The 17254-nt window shown below is 62.4% G+C and carries 16 protein-coding genes; 2 read left to right on the top strand and 14 right to left on the bottom strand.

The window, feature by feature from the left end:
- Window positions 1-413: 413 nt before the first annotated feature.
- The gene (locus ABRA89_RS01385; RefSeq protein WP_349939656.1) at window positions 414-848 is read right to left on the bottom strand and encodes a hypothetical protein; all 435 of its coding nucleotides are present in this window, start codon (window positions 846-848) and stop codon (window positions 414-416) included.
- A 28-nt stretch (window positions 849-876) separates the two neighbouring features.
- Window positions 877-1200 (bottom strand): hypothetical protein, encoded by a 324-nt coding sequence (locus ABRA89_RS01380; RefSeq protein WP_349939655.1) that lies wholly within the window; start codon window positions 1198-1200, stop codon window positions 877-879.
- A gap of 615 nt (window positions 1201-1815) precedes the next feature.
- Between ABRA89_RS01380 and ABRA89_RS01375 the strand changes: the two genes are divergently transcribed.
- The gene (locus ABRA89_RS01375; RefSeq protein ID WP_349939654.1) at window positions 1816-3192 is read left to right on the top strand and encodes a diguanylate cyclase domain-containing protein; all 1377 of its coding nucleotides are present in this window, start codon (window positions 1816-1818) and stop codon (window positions 3190-3192) included.
- A 110-nt stretch (window positions 3193-3302) separates the two neighbouring features.
- On the opposite strand, the gene ABRA89_RS01370 is transcribed toward ABRA89_RS01375, so the two are convergent.
- From ABRA89_RS01370 to ABRA89_RS01315, 12 genes are all read right to left on the bottom strand, one after another.
- The gene (locus ABRA89_RS01370; protein ID WP_349939653.1) at window positions 3303-3863 is read right to left on the bottom strand and encodes an invasion associated locus B family protein; all 561 of its coding nucleotides are present in this window, start codon (window positions 3861-3863) and stop codon (window positions 3303-3305) included.
- A gap of 145 nt (window positions 3864-4008) precedes the next feature.
- Window positions 4009-5313: a TRAP transporter large permease gene (locus tag ABRA89_RS01365; protein WP_349939652.1), complete on the bottom strand. Its 1305-nt coding sequence runs from the start codon at window positions 5311-5313 to the stop codon at window positions 4009-4011.
- Window positions 5310-5801: a TRAP transporter small permease gene (locus tag ABRA89_RS01360; RefSeq protein ID WP_349939651.1), complete on the bottom strand. Its 492-nt coding sequence runs from the start codon at window positions 5799-5801 to the stop codon at window positions 5310-5312. Before ABRA89_RS01360 ends, ABRA89_RS01365 begins: the two co-directional genes overlap by 4 nt.
- Window positions 5802-5820: 19 nt before the next feature.
- On the bottom strand, window positions 5821-6840 hold the full coding sequence (locus ABRA89_RS01355; protein WP_349939650.1) for a TRAP transporter substrate-binding protein: 1020 nt from the start codon (window positions 6838-6840) through the stop codon (window positions 5821-5823).
- Between the two features lie 71 nt (window positions 6841-6911).
- Window positions 6912-8162 (bottom strand): NAD(P)/FAD-dependent oxidoreductase, encoded by a 1251-nt coding sequence (locus tag ABRA89_RS01350; RefSeq protein WP_349939649.1) that lies wholly within the window; start codon window positions 8160-8162, stop codon window positions 6912-6914.
- Between the two features lies 1 nt (window position 8163).
- Window positions 8164-8487 (bottom strand): 2Fe-2S iron-sulfur cluster-binding protein, encoded by a 324-nt coding sequence (locus ABRA89_RS01345; RefSeq protein WP_349939648.1) that lies wholly within the window; start codon window positions 8485-8487, stop codon window positions 8164-8166.
- A gap of 79 nt (window positions 8488-8566) precedes the next feature.
- Window positions 8567-9754: a cytochrome P450 gene (locus ABRA89_RS01340; protein ID WP_349939647.1), complete on the bottom strand. Its 1188-nt coding sequence runs from the start codon at window positions 9752-9754 to the stop codon at window positions 8567-8569.
- A 19-nt stretch (window positions 9755-9773) separates the two neighbouring features.
- Entirely contained in the window at window positions 9774-10523 is a 750-nt protein-coding gene (locus tag ABRA89_RS01335) for a GntR family transcriptional regulator (protein ID WP_349939646.1), read from the bottom strand.
- A gap of 376 nt (window positions 10524-10899) precedes the next feature.
- On the bottom strand, window positions 10900-11952 hold the full coding sequence (locus ABRA89_RS01330; protein ID WP_349939645.1) for a LacI family DNA-binding transcriptional regulator: 1053 nt from the start codon (window positions 11950-11952) through the stop codon (window positions 10900-10902).
- Window positions 11953-11975: 23 nt separating this feature from the next.
- Window positions 11976-13505, bottom strand: a complete 1530-nt coding sequence (locus tag ABRA89_RS01325) for a tripartite tricarboxylate transporter permease (RefSeq protein ID WP_349939644.1) — start codon at window positions 13503-13505, stop codon at window positions 11976-11978.
- A 13-nt stretch (window positions 13506-13518) separates the two neighbouring features.
- Complete coding sequence (locus tag ABRA89_RS01320) at window positions 13519-13938, bottom strand: tripartite tricarboxylate transporter TctB family protein (protein WP_349939643.1); 420 nt, start codon at window positions 13936-13938, stop codon at window positions 13519-13521.
- A gap of 249 nt (window positions 13939-14187) precedes the next feature.
- Complete coding sequence (locus ABRA89_RS01315; RefSeq protein ID WP_349939642.1) at window positions 14188-15243, bottom strand: ABC transporter substrate-binding protein; 1056 nt, start codon at window positions 15241-15243, stop codon at window positions 14188-14190.
- 251 nt (window positions 15244-15494) lie between these two features.
- Here ABRA89_RS01315 and araD point away from each other — a divergent pair, with 251 nt between their 5' ends.
- A complete protein-coding gene (gene araD, locus ABRA89_RS01310) occupies window positions 15495-17240 on the top strand; it encodes an L-arabinonate dehydratase (protein ID WP_349939641.1) in 1746 nt (581 codons plus the stop codon).
- Window positions 17241-17254 lie beyond the last annotated feature (14 nt).

The raw sequence follows: 17254 nt of genomic DNA, 5'->3' as shown, positions 1-17254 counted from the left end.
AGTGCGGACGGAGCAAGCGGCGTCCGCGAACACGAACCAAAGATGGACTGAAGCGATGGCCCAACCCGTATCGCTTACCAGCTAATCTACAATTGTTTACATGTGGTTAGTGAAGCTTGAGGCCGAGAGCACCGGACAGATGCACCAGGTGCGCGAACATCGTCGACGGCGAGGGCAAATTGTTATTGAATGCAAGCAATTCTTGGCATCTCGGCGGAATTGCGGGCTTCGGCAAGTCCGGCCAGCCCGGCGGACCTGTCGATCAAAAAAAAATGGCGAGAAGGCCGAAATCCACCCGCTGGGTGCCTCGGTATGCGCGTTCAAACCCGGCAGGCAAGGCTTGATTCGAGCCGATGCGCGATGGGAAAAACGGCCGGGTCGCCAAGCGCCACCCAAGCCGTTGTTCCTGTCCATCAGCGCGGCGTGAAGACGAGGTCGTCCATGCGGGTGCCGGAGACCCTGCACCCGTTCTTTCGGACCGGTGCCCAACCGCCTATCTGCAGGGTGTTGTTCTCCATCCAGTAGCCCTCAACTTCGTAACCGGCGGGATTGCAGCCCCGCTTGAAGAGATGGGCCGTCCCTCTGACCCGCCTAAGGTTCGGGCCTCCGGAACCCCAAAAGCGACCCCGGAACAGCATCGTTCCCGGCCGAACGCCCTGGGCGCGCATTCCCTGTCTTGGCCGATCATATCCGATCGTGATGCCGCCACTGCTGCAAGCATGAATCAACATGCGTGAGCCGTTGTGTTGATAGACCGCCGTATCGCAGCCCTGGCCACGGGCTTCCGGCACGAAGGCGATGAAGCCGAACGAAAACGCTGCGGCCATGAGGCTTCGGAATGATGTCATCGTCGTTCCGCCCGATCTCGCCGCCAACTCAACAGCCGCGCTTGGCATAGGCGTCGCGAATGCCGTCACGCTTCGCGCTGTTGGCGAGCGACAGGGCGGTGCCGCGATCGAACGGCCCATCCACCGCGCACCAAAAACCGTTGCGGAAGTTCGGATAGTCGTTGGTGCGGATCGTCAGGAACCCGTTGCCGGCGGCCCGCCGGGCGACCGACTGGGACTTCGAGCAGGCGAAGATCGCGTACCAGCCGCAGCCCTGAAACGTATTCTGGGCGTTGGCATTGGAGGGCATGGCGACAGCCGCCGAAAGAGCGACGGCACCGATGGCACGGATGAAGAGCGTCCTGGTTCGCATTTGGATTTCCTTTCCCTGAAAGAGCCTCAAACCCTCCATGGTGGAAAGATGCACTGCTCTCCGCCCTCCCGGCATCATCCATCCTGATGAAGCGAGCGGTTTTTTCTAAGAATTTCACTGAGAGATACAGGAACCGGCCCTCGACGGGTGCGAATTACCGGAGCGAATATTCTGGAGGACCGACGTTGTGAGGGTGAGATCGGTCTCCAAGGCATCCAACAAAAGCCAGAGAACCGGATCGCTTCCCGCGTTTCGCCGCACGGGAGTAATTTCGTCGAACAGGGTCATGTCCGCCGACATCGGAGAAGAAACGCAAATTTCATGATGTTTGAAGATCTCCAGCGCTGACAAACGACGTCACGTTGCAAGTCATGGCAAATCGCTTCAGGAGCGTGAGACTTGCGGCAGTAAAAACCTACTCGATCACGCAAGAGACCGTCCGCGCGCAAATCTCCATTCCCAAAAAGCAGCAAACGTCCGAGCTGTTTGATCACCTCGCATTTCCCGCGAAACCTCTTACGACTCGTTCAGCTTTTTCTGGCTAAGCACCGAACGTCTCTTTTCGGCCGCATCATGTTCCAAACCCAAGACGCTTACGGACGCATTCTTGCTCGAGTGACGAAGCTGGCCGCGGGGCTCGTGGGCGTGCTGCTCGTCGTTCATCTCGCCGTCATCATCGCCGTCGGCCACTACGAGACCCGCTCCGCCCAGCATCGCGAGATGGAGCTGGCGCGGAACGCCCTCGACGCACAGGGGCTGAGTCTAGCGGCGATCGCCGTCGACTACAGCACCTGGACGGACGCGCTCCAGCATATGGTCATCGAATTCGATGCGGACTGGGCAGAAAGGAATATCGGCGAATGGTTACGCAAGAACTTCGCCATCGATATGGCCTTCATCATCAATGCGGATGGCAGGCCGGTCTTCGTCAGTGCGGATGTGCCCGCGAACAAAAGCGCAGATAGCCCCCGATTCAGCGCCGATATCGCCAGCGCGCTGGACGCACTCAGACCCGGAACCGCCTCGATGAGCGGTCTCGTCAGTTTTGAAGGAACGCCGGCCATCGCCGCGATCGCACCCGTCGCCTCGGACGAGGGAACCGTGCCGCCGGGGGTCGCCCCGCATTTTCTTCTGCTGGTCCAGCTTCTCCGCCCCACGGTTCTCGATACTCTTGCAGAGACACACGGATTGCCCGATCTCGCATTCGGATCGAGCGGCACTGTATCGATCCCGTTGGTCAGCGAGAACGGCCAGACCATCGGCGAGCTGTCTTGGGAAGGCAACCGGCCGGGCGATACGATGATGCACTTCGCGGTTCCGCTCTGGGCGCTTCTTGCCGTCGGCTTTGCGCTTTTGATGAGGCAGATCGTCCGGCAGGCCAATACCGCTACCCGGATGATCGAAGCGAGCGAACACCGCGCCAGCCATGATCCGCTCACCGGTCTTCCCAACCGGGCCGGTCTCATCCACCGCCTGGAGACGTCCGCGCGGATGTGCGAGGCGAACGGTGGGGGATTCTCGATCCTCTATCTAGATCTCGACGGGTTCAAGACGATCAACGACACCCATGGTCACGAGACCGGCGATCGGGTTCTGAAGGCCGTCGCGAACCGGATGCGCTATACGCTCTCGGATCTCAGCTATGCCTCACGCCTCAGCGGCGACGAGTTCGTCATCATCCTGCTTGCGCAGACCGAACCAAGTCCGATCCATGCACTCGCGACGGGGCTGATCGCGGCGATCGAAAGCCCGATCCAGATCGACGACACACTTACGGTTGAGGTCAGCGCAACCATCGGCGTTGCGACCGCGACCCGCAACGAGGCCGACCCGATACACCTGCTGCGCCACGCAGACGCCGCGCTTTACTTCGGCAAGAAAAACGGCAAGGGCCGCGTCTACTTCCCATCGCCGGCGGATGAAGACCGCCTGGCCGAAAAGACCGTCGAAGCGTCTAAGCCACGGGCCGCACATCGCGCTTTCAACCAATAGCCGTTCCGAGCGGTCACTCCGAAGTCTTCATCGTTGGGAATGGCGCCCGGTCGTCGAACATCTCGTGATGGCCCAATCGGCTACAGCCAGAAGAAGGCATCCGCTCCTTCTCAGGAGCGGAACAGGTTGTCGGGGTCGAAATGGCACCATTCCGAGATTTTCAGATAGGTCGCGGAAAACCCGGAAAGCGAAAAGTCGTCTGCGATGTACGGCGCTTTCCCGTTCGGCTCGACCTGGAATGCAACGGTATCGCCCTGTCGGAACGCATCGACCAGATCGGGCACGAAGCCGCCGGTCAGCGAGGCGCCGACCATGTAGCGATCGAAAGCGTCCTGCCCGTCATAGAACCACATCTCCGAGCCGAATTCCGTAGCACGCCCGTCGATCAGGATTTCGTAGGTGTCATCCTTTCTCAGAGGCAGCGGCAGATTGCTGTAGACGATCGGCAGATAGTCCGCGGCACCGTCGAAGCCGCCCATCTGGAATGAGATCACGAAATCGCCCTTGCCGTCGCTGCCGGTTCGCAGACGGCATTCCCCCGCCTCGAATTCGGCTGTCCAGGCGTTGCGCGACCAGGACCGCTCGGGACCGTCTGCGGCGAAGGCCGGTCCGGCCATGGCCGTCAGCGTGAGGCCGAGGACGATACGGACGAGAAGATTGTGCGGTTTCATCGGAGGCTCCCCTGTTCGGAGAGGGCTTACAACAAGATGTTCCAAGAAACGAACAGTCTTGTCCGGTCACGGATTTGCGGTTGGCTGTACGTGCGCTTGTATCTCCGGCTCGTCATTTCAAACACGTGATGCGACAGCCAGCCACCTATCTCAGCATGGTTTCGGGCAGGAAGAGAACGAGCGATGGAAAGACCGTCAGGAGGACGACCAGTGCGATCATCGACAGGAGAAACGGAAGAACGCCTGCGAAGATCTCGTTCAACGGGACCTTTGGCGCGACAGACTTGACGATGAAGACGTTGATGCCGACCGGCGGTGTGATGAGGCCCATTTCGAGCGTCAGCACGACGACGACACCGAACCAGATCGGGTCGAAACCAAGACCCGTGATGACCGGGAAGAAGATCGGCATCGTCAGGACCAGCATGGCGAAGCCTTCGAGGAAGCAGCCGAGTACGAGATAGGTCGCCAGAATGATGGCGAGCGTCCCGTACGGACCGAGATCGAGGGCGGTCAGGCCGTTGCCGATGGTCGTGGAGATATGGCTCAGCGCCAGGAACGGGCCGATGACATTCGCCGCGACGAGGATGAGGAGGACGGCGGCGGAGGTTGCCACGGAATCCATGACCGCGTTCAAGCAGCCGCGCATCGACAGGCCGCGCGTCGCAAAGCCGAAGACGAACACGAGGGCGACGCCGACGGCGGCCGCTTCGACAGGCGAGAAGACACCGAGATAGATGCCACCTATGGTGATGAGGACAACGAGGGTGATCGGCAGTGCGCCGAGGCTCGCCTCTGCCTTCTGGCGAAGGGACGTCTTCTCCCCCGCCGGACCGTAATGGGGCTTGATGGTCGAGAGCAGCCAGATCGTCGCGATGAAGAGAGCGGTCAGGATGAGCCCGGGAACGACACCGGCGAGGAAGAGCTGGCCGATCGATTGCCGGGTAAGGATCGCGTAGACGATGAAGCCGGTGGAGGGCGGGATGAGGATGCCGAGCGTGCCGCCGGCGGCGACCGCGCCGGTCGCGAGGCGCGGCGAGTAGTTAAACCGTTCCATCTCGGCGAGAGAGACCCGGCCCATGGTGAGCGCCGAGGCGACGGACGAGCCCGACAGGGCGGCAAAGCCGGCGCAGCCGAGAATGGTCGCCGAGGCAAGCCCGCCCTTGATCCAGCCGACCCAGGCATAAGCCGCGTCATAAAGCTTTCGGCTCATGCCGGATTCGGTCGCGATATTGCCCATCAGGATGAACAGCGGAATGATCACCAGATCGGCGGAGGTGGCGAGCGAATAGGTCTCGCTCGACAACAGGCTGAGAGCCGCAGTCGGCGAGTTGAGGATGAACAGCCCGCCGAGACCGACCGCGAACATGGCGAAAGCGACCGGAATGCGGAGCGCGAGGAGGGCGAGCAGGATAACGAGACCCGTGACGCCGATCAGTTCAGGGCTCATTTGCCGTCCTTGCGTCCGGTGAGGATCTGCACGATGCGCAGCAGCATCTGAAGCACCGCGATAGCGCTGAGGACCGCCAGCGCGATCTGAAACGGCGCCTCCGGAATGCGCAGGAGGTTGGTCGCGGAGTTCAGCATGACGGAATAGCCGGCCGCGACCCACATCTGCCAGGCGATGAGGCCGAACGCGACGGCGCCGACGGCATAGCCTACGATTGTCAGCACACGGTTGAGCGCTGCCGGAAAGACGCCTTGCAGAACGTCCACCTGGATATGGCCGTCCCTCCGGTCGAGATAGGCCATGCCGCCGAAGACGGCGAAGACAGCCGCGACCTGGACGATGTCACGGGCGCCGAAGAGCGGGGAGCCGAAATAGCGTCCGGCGACGTCGATGCAGACGACCGCCGTGATGACGACGAGGGCGACGCCGCCGAGCAGCGCCGCGAGGCCGACCAGAAGGCCGACCCCGCGTTCGATGAGGGAAAACATCTGCCGGCGACCTCGCGTCTTACTGGCTCGACTGGCCGGTCATGGCCGCGAGCACCTCTTCGGCCGGCAGGCCCTGCGCTGTGAGATCGGCGATGATGCTCTCGCGGACCTCGGTTGCGACCTTATCGAAGGGCGCGCTTTCTTCCTCAGAAAGCGTGATCACGGTCTTGCCCTCGGTCTCACGCAGTTCGTCGAGCACCCGGTCGGCGGCGGCGTTCCAGCCCTCTTCACCGGAGCGGGAAAGCTCCTTGCCGGCGGTGGCGTCGATCGCCTGCTTCTGGGCATCGGTGAGGCTGTCGTATTTCGCCTGATTGAGGACGACGTAAAAGAGGATATTGCCGAGCTGCGGGCCTTCCACATAAACGTCCGCGATCTCGTTAAGGCGGAAGTCGCCGACCGCCGAGGCGCCGGTGAGAACCCCGTCTATAAGGCCGGTCTGAAGGGCGGTGTACATTTCCGTCGCCGGCATCTGCACGGGCGTCGCGCCGAGCGCTTCGATCAGACGACCGGGATTGGAGCCGGAGACGCGGATTTTCAGGCCAGCGAGATCGTCCAGCGTGCGTACTTGCCTGTCGCCGAGGATGAGAATGTTCGGCTCGCTTGCCCAGAGCGCGACCGGACGCGTGCCCGGAAATTCGCTTGTGAGATAGTCGTCATAGACGTTCCAGACCGCCTCGTAGCCTGAGCCGGCCTCTTCGACGACGCCGGGCAATTCGACGATCATCGACAGCGGGAACTGCGAGGAAGTGTAGCCGGGCAGGCCCCATACCATGTCGGCGACGCCGGTCAGCGCGCGCTTGTATTGCTCTGCCGGGCCGGGGCCGAGTTCGCCGCCCGGATAGACGTCGACGACAAGCTCGCCGTCCGTTGCTTCCGTAAGCCCTTCGGACAGCGGGTCGATGATCGTGGGTTTCAGGGTGTGTTCGGGAGCCGCCCAGTGGGCGAATTTGAGATGGGTCTCCTGGGCAAGCGAGGGGCCTGCGATAAGACTGGCGGCAATTGCCGCGGCCCCAAGTATTTTCGTATTCAATGACAGCATGCGATTGTCCTCCCGATTGAGCGTTTTCGAAACGCGATAGGCGACCGGCCCGGGCCGATCGCGGCTTTCCTCTACCCAGACGCCGTCGACGCCTGGAGTCTGGTGTTCGCTTCACCCTTGGAGAGGGCGCGCAGATCGAAACCGGCGGCTGCGACGTCGTCCCGCGACGGAATTTCCTCCAAGGCGAGCAGCTTGCGGGCGGCCATATGCGGACCCGGCTGGTTGACGGTTTCGACCGAAACGAGCCGGCCTTCGCGGAAGCCGATCACGGTGTCCGCTTCGCCAATCACGTGCCAGCTGTCGGCGTGGGCGGTCAGGCCGGCGATCTGCAGCTTGAGTGAGCCCTGGTCGCTCCAGAACCAGGGAACCGCGCTGTAGCCGCCATCCGCCTTGCCCATCAGTCGCTTGGCGAGGTGCCGGGCCTGATCGGTCGCGGCCTGAACCGATTCCAGCCGCTGATGAGCGCCAAGCGGGCCCGGCACTGCCGCGCAGTCGCCGATCGCCGAAATCGCAAGGTCATCCGATGCAAGCCCTTCATCGACGACGATGCCGTTTCCAACTTCGAGGCCGCTCTCGGCAGCAAGCTCGGAATTCGGCCGGACACCGGTCGCGACAAGCACCAGATCGCCCTCGATCTCGGAGCCGTCCGCGAGGCTGACCGTATCGGCCGCACCGCCCTCGGGCGCGGAGATTTTCGTCGCCGCAGCATCGAGCAGCACTGTGGTGCCGCTTGCCCGGTGATGAGTGAGAAAGCGCTCGGAAATCGCCGGCGACACCGCGCGAGCCATCAGCCGCGGACCTGCCTCGATTACCGTCGTCGATACGCCGGCGGCCTCGGCCATCGCGGCGAATTCCAGACCGATGAAGCCACCGCCGACGACGATTGCGCGCTTGGCTTTCTCGAGACGCTCGCGGATATCCATCGCATGGGCAAGGCTGCGCAGTTCCACGACGCTCTCGTGATCGGCGCCCTCGATGGGCGGGCGCATGTTCCGCGCGCCGGTCGCGAGGACGAGATGATCGTAGTCGAGCCGCTCGCCATCCTCGATGACAACGCATCGGGCGCTTCGATCGACAGAGACGACGCGCGTGCTCTCACGCCGGTCGATATCGTTCTTCTCAAAGAAGCTTTCCGGCTTGAGGATCAGCCGGTCGGGATCGCCGTCCTTCATATAGGCCTTGGAAAGCGGCGGGCGCTGATAGGGCAGACCCGGTTCGTCCCCGATCATCGTGATCGGTCCCTCGTGCCCTTCCTGGCGCAGGCTCGCGGCGAGCTGAACGGCGGCATGACCGGCGCCCACGATGACGATCCGATCCGCCATGTCAGATTTGCGCCTCGGGCATGTGAACGACGAGGCCTTCGAGCTCTGGCGATATCTTGATCTGGCAGGAAAGACGGCTGGTCTCCGACATTTCGGAGGCCGCGCATTCCAGAAGATCGATCTCCCCGTCGTTGCGCTCGCCGGCCTTTTCTGCCCAGGCCTCATCCACATACACATGGCAGGTCGCGCACATCATGGAGCCCCCACATTCGCCAACGATACCGTCGATGTCGTTGGCAACGGCGGTCTGCATGACGCTGTCGCCGTCCTTGGCATCGACCTCGGTGCGCGTGCCGTCGGCGGTGACATAGATGATCTTCGTCATAGTTGCATTTCTCCCGTTCAGTGCATTTCTTGTATCGGTCCAGGTTCGGTGAAAGTCCGTCCCGGTCGATGACCGGCGGTCAGTTCAACTGCACCGGAAGGTTGATTGGCCCGCGGAAGCCAAATCCCCGCCATTTGACGACGTCCGGGTCGGTCAGTCTCATGTCGGCAAAGCGGTCGAACAGCATCGGCAGCATGATCTTGCCGACGGTGCGGCGGGCGATGTGGGCACCCGCGCAATGGTGCGGACCGCTGCCGAAGGACTGGTGCGGGTTCTTCTTACGGAAGACGTCGAAGCGGTCACCGTGTTCGAAGACCTCCTCGTCGTGGTTCGACGAGGCCTGGATGGTCATCACCGTGTCGCCCTTGGGGATGAGATGACCCCGGATTTCGGTATCCTCCGTGACGAGGCGCGAACTCGCTGAAATCGGCGCCACCCAGCGGATGCCTTCCTCGAAGGCGGCACCCCAGGCTTCCTGTCGTTTCACCTCTTCGAGCTGGTCGAGGTTCGTCAGAAGACCGAACAGGATTGTCGAAAGCCCGTCGCGCGGCTCGTTGATGCCGCCGCCGATGGCGATCTTGATGTTGGCGACGATCTGCGACTTCGGGATCGGCTTCTCCGCATTGACCATGGTGGAGAGGGCGGACGGATTTGGATCGGCCTTGTGCTTCTCGATCATCCGGTCGAAATGCGCGTTCATCTCGGCATTGGCCTTGTCGGTCGCCTCGAAGGGCTCCGGCTTCCAGCCGAAATTGCCGGCGCCATCCATAAGCGTCTGGGACCAGCGCTGCATTTCCTCGTCGGTGGCTTCCGGAATGCCGAGGATATGAGCGAGAATGCGCGCCGCGACCGGCCCCGCGAGATCGGAGAAGAGATCGACCGTCTCGCCGCGCGGAAGCCGCCCGATATAGTCGGCGACAATCTCCTCATAGAGAGGCCCCCAATGGTCCTTGATGGTCTTCGGCATGAAGGACGTCGCCATCGCCATGCGTTCGGCCATGTGCTCGGGCCCGTCCTTGCGCATCAGGGTGTGAGCCTGAAAGGCTGGCTTCATCGGCGTGTTCGGATCGTTCGACGAGAACAGCTCCGGATTGTCCTTCACATGCTTGGTGTCGGCCCATTTGGTAAGGAAGGTCCGCCCCACCGATTTCACCCGCACGACCGGCGCCTCGGCCCTGAGGCGCTTGTAGATCGGATAGGGATCGACGGTCAGCTGCTCGATCGTGATGTCTTCGTCGATCGGCGCATGGTCCAGTTCCTTGAGCATTGGACTTCCTTCCAAACGGTCAGCCGACCACCAGCGCGAGGCCGGGTACGGTCTTCATCAGGCTGCGGTCGCGATTGATGACATATTCGAGATTGGTGCGGGCAAGGCGCGCATGCTCGCGCATCAGGGCCTCGGCCCGTGCGCCCTCGCGGCGCATCACCGCGTCCATAACGCTGCGATGCTGGATCTGCGCACCGGTCAGGGACCGGCGAAATTCGGGCACGGCTCGCTGGCATTGCAGGAATGCGCTGGGCGAGGCGAAGGGCAGTCGGGCGGACCGTTCCACCTCGCGGCGCAGGATATCGCTGCGCGAAAGGGAAACGAGGTGGTGATGAAAGGCCTCGTTGGCATCGTGATAGGCGTCGAGATCGAGTTCGCTCTCGTCCGCGCCAAGGGCGTCGTCGATACGAGACAGAAGTACGGCCACGGCGGCCGCATCATCCTTGGAAACGCCGCGCTCGGCCGCGAGCCTTGCGGCCGTCCCCTCAAGAACGCCGCGCAGTTCGATGGCGTCCGCAACGTCATCGAAGGTGAAGCTGCGGACGACATAGCCGGTGGTCGACTTGCGCTCGAGCAGCCCCTCCAGTTCCAACTGTGAGAAGGCGTAGCGAAGCGGGGTGCGGGAAATGCCGAGACGCTCGGCAAGCTTGACCTCGTAGAGCCGCTCGCCGGCTGCAAGCTCGCCAGTCAGGATCAGATCGCGCAATTCCATGATCGCGCTCTGCGACTGGGCCTGCGGCTGGTTCTGGTTGGTTCCGCGCTGCCGCACGTGAAAACGTCCTTTCAAAGCAAGAGGCGTCTCACATGTCGCAAGGCAACAGTGCATGACCCTCCCAAGTCAGGCGTCATTATGTATACATTTCAGGCAATCGATTTTTCAAGACGAGAGCCATAGATTTTTTGGAATCAGTCCAAATTCGACTAAATGCTTTGTCTTGCCGGAACAACTGGGGTGCTTCGACGAAGCCCCAGAGTGCACGCCAAGCCACGAAGTCAAAAAATGTATCCAAAACTGATCACGGCGCGACGCGTCTGATCGACATCGCGGGCACCGAGACCTCGTTTCGGTCCAGCGATGGCCGGTTACGCGCCCAGCAACGGGCAAACCTGTTGGTCAGACTATGCGCAGTGACTGAAATCAGAGATCATGCCGAGGCGCGGCGGATGATTTCGAAGCCGATATCGCGGATGACCGGACCCGAGGTCTTCGCCGTCAGCCGGTCGAGCATGATGCTCGCGGCGGCATAGCCGAGTTCGGAGCGGTCGATCTTGATCGTGGTAAGGGGAGTCGCGATGTGGGCGGCGAAGTCCTGGTCGCCGAAGCCGAAGATCGCGATCGTGTCGGGGACTTTGAGGCCGCGAGCCGTTGCCTCGACGAGAACACCGTGTGCGAGGAGGTCGGAGCTACAGGCGATCAGGCCGCTCTCAAAGCCTTTTTCATCGATCAATCTGGAAAGTGCGTCGCGCCCGGCCCGGATGCTGCTCTGCCAGCCGGAATCGATCGTCGGCACGCTCTGTCCGGTGGCGGCCTCGAAAGCGCCGGCAAAGCCGCTCTGGCGGCGCTTGGCGCGCTCGTCCGTTGCGGCAATCGACGCGGCCCTGCGATAGCCGGCCTCCACGGCGAAGGCTGCGACCGCCTCGCCCGCTTCCTTGTGCGAGAAGCCGACGCAGGCATCGATCGGCGTGTCCGTCATGTCCCAGATCTCGATGACGGGAACGTCCATCGCAAGCAGCATGCGCCGCGTGCGGGCGCTGTGATGAATGCCGGTTAGCAGCACGGCGTCTGGCCGGCGCGCCAGATGGGTCGCGATCAGCTTCTCCTCGGTTTCCAGCTCGAAGCCGGTCTCGGAGAGGAGAATCTGGTAGCCCTCTGCGCGCATACGTTCGGAAAAGGCCTGCATCATCATGGTGTAGACGATGTTGGTGATCGACGGGACGAAGGCCGAAATGAGTTGGCTTTTTCGCGAAGCGAGCGCGCCTGCCAGCGCGTTCGGCACGAATCCTGTCTGCTCGATCGCTGTCTCGATCCGCCGCAGGGTTTCGGCCGAAACCTTCGTCGGATCGCTGAGCGCGCGGGATACCGTAACCTGGGAGACGCCCGCGATGCGGCCGACCATCGCCATCGTCACGCCGCCGCGGCTCCGGTTGGGCCGAGTGCGCGGCTGCTTCGATTTCGATACCGTTTCTATTCCGTCCACGCGCGACCTTCGTCAGCCTTCGGTCAGCGGATCGCACTCCCACCGGCCGGGTCCTTCAGGGTTTCGGCATCACGCCGTGCGCGTCTCGATAGAATGATCGAGCCCGCGATGGAAGCGACGATGAGAACCCAGAGCACCAGTGCGATCCAACTCTTTGTGAAGAAGATTGTCAGGTCGCCGAAAGATTCCAGGCTTTTGACGAAATAGACCTCCGCCGAGGGCCCGAGAATGAAGCCGATGACGAAGGGCGCGATCTCCAGCCTGAGCTTGATCGCAAGCCAGCCGAAGACGCCGAAGATCAGAAGCGTCCAGACGTCGAACATGATGCCGTAATTGATCGTATAGGCGCCGATCACGCACATCATGAGGATGATCGGGAAGAGGATCTGTTTCGGCACGGTCACGATCATCGCCACATGGCGGATCGCGAAATACATGACTGCGAACATCACCAGATTGGCGAGCAGCATCGCGACGATCATCGCGTTCCAGGTGGTCGGATTGTTGCCGATAAACAGTGGTCCGACCTGGATGCCCTGCAGCGTGAAGGCACCGATGAGCAGTGCGGTCGTGGAATCGCCCGGAATGCCGAGCGACAGGAGCGGGACGAGCGCGCCGCCGGTGAGGCCGTTATTGCCGGATTCGGAAGCGATGATGCCAGCCGGCTCGCCCTTGCCGAAGTTTTCGGGAGTCTTCGAAAAGGTCTTGGCGTTGGAATAGGCAAGGATCGAGGCGGCCGAACCGCCGACGCCGGGCAGAATGCCGACGAAGGTGCCGATGAACGAGGAGCGTACGAGATTGGTGATCTGACCCCGGAAGATGTTGAAGGAAAAACTGCTCTCCTTGCCGATTTTCACATCCTCGGCCTTCTGGCCCTCCGGCACCCCGGCTTCGGCTTCCTCGAGGATCGCGGCGAGGCCGAAGAGGCCGATGAGGACGGGAAGCAGCGAGAAGCCACGGTCGAGGTAATATTCCATGCCCGGCGGGATCAGCCGGTACTCGCCATTGCCGCCGACATCCACCGAATAGGTGCCGATCAGGCTGATGAAGATGCCGAGGAAGCCGGAAAAGATGCCGATCAGCATGTCCTTCGAGAGCGCCGCCATGACGGTGAGCGCGAAGAGGATGATCAGGAATTTCTCGACATAGGAGAACTTGATCGCGAAATCGGCGAGCGGCGGCGCAAAGAGATAGAGGATCAGAAGGCTGACGAGGCCGCCGACGAGCGATGAGAAGATGCCGATGCGAAGGGCCTTCTCGCCTTCTCCCTGCTTGCTCATCGGATAGCCGTCGAAGCAGGTCGTGATCGAGGAGGGAGTGCCCGGAATGCCGAGCAGGATCGCCGGCACGAGGCCGCCTGAAATGCCGCCGACGTAAAGGCCGAGGAGCAGAGCGAGGCCATTTTCGAGACCGAGCGAATAGGTGAGCGGCAGACAGACGGCCACGGCCATGGTCGCCGTCATGCCGGGAACGGCACCGAAGACGATGCCGACGACCGTACCGGCGACGACAAGGCCAAGAAAGAGTGGCGTCAGGAGTTCGAGGAGTTCCATGGTCGGCAGGTCCTCAGGGAAGGGTCAGGTAGAAGACATTTGTGAAGAGCCACCAGACCAGGACCGGCGCGACGAGCGCCATGATCGCGATCGGCACCAGCGCGCGGGCCGTGCGGTGATGGAGATAGAGAACACCTACGAGGAAGACGTAGGGGATCGAGGTGATGAGGAAGCCGAGCCCGGTGTTCGGGAACTGGTAGCCGATCGGATCCATCGTCATGAAATAGACGACGGTGATGACGATAGTGCCGAAAAAGCGGAGCTTGTCCATCGTCCCGAGGAGATCCGCCCAGTACCGCCCGGCACCCGCGATGCGGCGGCGATCGCGCAGGAGGATCGCAAGGCCCATCAAAGCGAGCATCGAGCCGATGATGATCGGAAACACCAGATGCGACGTGGAAAAATCGATGTTGACTTGGGTCAGTCCCCCCATGGGGCTCCTCCTCCCGCATGTCGCTGTCGGCCAGGGATTACGTATCGCCTTTGCGCAGCCGGGCCCGCGACCTCCAGGCCGAGCCGATCGGCCGGAATACGCCGATGGGCGCAGAGCGATTGACAATCGCGCGGGGCCGCAGGCGCTCAGTGTCGAAGGGCACGGGATTTCCGCGCATTGGGCGGGCGGCGCAGGAACCGGCCCGGCCTCAAAGCCGGACCGCGCCCGTCATTTCTCACCCGGAAGGCGTCAGTTCGCGCCTTCGCCGGAGATCTGGCCGATCACCTCGGCGTAGGTATCGTTCTTTTCCTTCAGATGCTCGACGGCTTCCGCGGAGGGCCGGAAATCGGGCGTGAAGAACGCCTTGGCCTGCTCCTTCTGGAGTTCGCCCTTGTCGTAGACCGCGGTCAGGGCGTCGTCGATCTGCTTCACGATCGCGTCGTCCATGTCCTTGTTGTAGATAAAGAAGAATTCCTTGTCGAAGGTGAAGTCCTCGCCCTCCTTGAGGGGCACGGAGACCTCCGGGGAGGCAAATTTCAGCATGTCGTCGCGGGTGAGGTTGCCCATGCCGGCTTCCGGGGCCTGTTCGAGGGCGTCGGGCGTTGCCGTTATCCAGACGAACTGCATCGCCTTCTGGTCATCCTCGGGAAGCTGGGTGAACTGCTCGTTCGCCTGGATCGAGCCGTTGATGACGTCGGCGAGATTGTCCCAGAGCGCCTGGTTCTTGCTCGCCTGATCGCCGGTGTTGACGGCGACGATGTTTTCCTCGGAGCCTTCCTTGTTGAGGCGCGCGGCGTTCTTCATGGCCGAGAAGCCGATCTCGGAAACGCCGCCGGGCTGGATCGCGACGCGAACCTGCTCGCCGTTCGCGGCGGCCGCGAAGATCTCTTCCATCGACTTGTATTTCGAGCCCTTGCCGGCGAGGTAGGCATTGCCCGGATTGATCGCGACCGTGGGGCCGATCTTGTAGGCCTCGAAGATGTCCTCATAGCCTTTCTGGCCATAGAGTTCGCCGAGATAGGACTGGTCGTGATGGAGCATCAGCGTGGTGCCGCGCGGATCGCGGCCGACCGCCTTGAAGGCTTCCGTCGCACCGACCGCGTCGACCTTGACGTTGATGCCGAGCTCTTTCGACAGCGCGTCGGCGACGAGGGAGGCGGACTGATAGGTGTCGCCGCCCGTCGAGCTGGAACCGATGACGAGGCGCACATTGCCCGGCAGCTCCTGGGCAGACGCAGCGAAAGATGTCGCGGTGAGAGCGCTCGCGCCGATCGCGGCGAGCACGAGCCTGCGGGTAAAGGTCATTGGATTCCTCCCTTGGAAACGAAGCACGCCACGGCGGGCGGGCGATGGCGTCACGCTTCAAATCCTCCACGAAGCCGCAACGCGCTATGAATACGCTTTCATTAAGTGCCACGGCTCTTCCTCTGCTGTCAACCGTAGCTGATCGCCCGCCAGAATGTATTTAATGCTGCGATGCGAAAGACTTTCTCTTGTGTTGACTTCATCGAATGGAAGCGCATACACAAACGAAACTCGAGCATTGGGAGGCAATCATGGCAGGCTCGCGCGAGCGGAAAACCCCGGCCGACCTTCGGTCCGCGCGCTGGTTCGCGCCCGACGATCTGCGCTCCTTCGGCCATCGATCGCGCCTCATGCAGCTCGGCCATTCGGAAGTGGATTTCCGGGACAAGCCGATCATCGGCATCCTCTCGACCTGGTCCGAGCTGAACTCCTGCCACGGCCATTTTCCCGAGCGCGTCGAGAACGTTCGGCGCGGGATTCTCGCGGCGGGCGGCTTTGCCGTCGAACTCCCGACATTGTCGGTCGACGAGAGCTTCACCAAGCCGACCTCCATGCTCTATCGCAACATGCTGGCGATGGAGACCGAGGAGATGATCCGCTGCCATCCGCTGGACGGCGTCGTCCTGATGGGCGGATGTGACAAGACCACGCCGGGCCTCCTGATGGGCGCGATCACCGCGAATGTGCCGGCGATCTTCCTGCCTGCTGGGCCGATGCTGCGCGGCAATTATGCGGGCCGCATCCTCGGCTCGGGCTCGGATGCCTGGAAATACTGGGACGAACGGCGCGCCGGCAATGTGACGGATGAAGAGTGGGTGGGCGTCCAGGGCGGCATCGCTCGCTCCGCCGGCACCTGCATGACCATGGGCACGGCCGCCACCATGATGTCGATCGCCGACGCGCTGGGCATGACTCTGCCCGGCGCATCTTCGATCCCGGCCGTCGATTCCGGCCATCAGCGCATGGCTGGCGAATGCGGTCGGCGCATCGTCGAAATGGTCTGGGAAGACCTGAAGCCGAGCGATATCCTGAGCGAGGCAGCCATTCAGAATGCCGCCAAGGTCGCGATGGCGACCGGTTGCTCGACCAACGCCGTCGTCCACCTCATCGCGATGGCGCGGCGCGCCGGCGTCGAACTCACCCTCGACGATCTCGACGCGCTGGGCCGCACAACGCCGCTGATCGCGAATGTCCGCCCCTCCGGCAAGGACTACCTGATGGAGGACTTCTACTACGCCGGGGGCCTTCGCGCGCTGATGAAGCAGATGGAGGCGATGCTCGACCTCTCCGCCATCACCGTATCCGGCAAGACGCTCGGCGAGACCATCGAGGGCGCGGAGGTCTATAACGACGACGTCATCCGCCCACTGTCGAACCCGGTCTACAAGGAGGGTTCGCTCGCCCTCCTGCGCGGCAATCTCTGTCCCGACGGCGCGGTGATCAAGCCGGCGGCCTGCGATCCGAAATACTATGTCCACGAGGGCCCGGCGCTCGTCTTCGATTCGTATCCGGAGATGAAGAAGGCCGTCGACGACGAGAACCTCGACGTGACGCCGGATCATGTCATGGTCCTCAGAAACGCCGGCCCGCTCGGTGGCCCTGGCTTTCCCGAATGGGGCATGCTGCCGATCCCGAAGGCGCTCATCAAACAGGGCCATAGGGACATGCTGCGGATTTCGGACGCGCGCATGTCCGGCACCTCCTACGGCGCCTGCGTGCTTCACGCCGCGCCGGAAAGCTTTGTCGGCGGGCCGCTCGCGCTTCTGAAGACCGGCGATACGGTGCGCCTCGACCTGCCGAACCGGCGCCTCGACATGCTCGTCGACGAGGCGGAAATCGCCCGGCGCAGGGCCGAATGGAAAGCCCCCGAGCCGCGCTATCAGCGGGGCTGGGGCTGGATGTTCTCCAAGCATGTCACCCAGGCCGACAAGGGCTGTGATTTCGATTTCCTCGAACGCGGTTTCGGCGAGGCCGCCGCCGAACCCGACATCTTCTGACCAGAGGAGCCCGA

It is taken from the genome of Fulvimarina thalattae (assembly GCF_040239565.1).
Classification (GTDB): domain Bacteria; phylum Pseudomonadota; class Alphaproteobacteria; order Rhizobiales; family Rhizobiaceae; genus Fulvimarina.
This window is presented reverse-complemented; position numbering and strand designations above follow the sequence as displayed.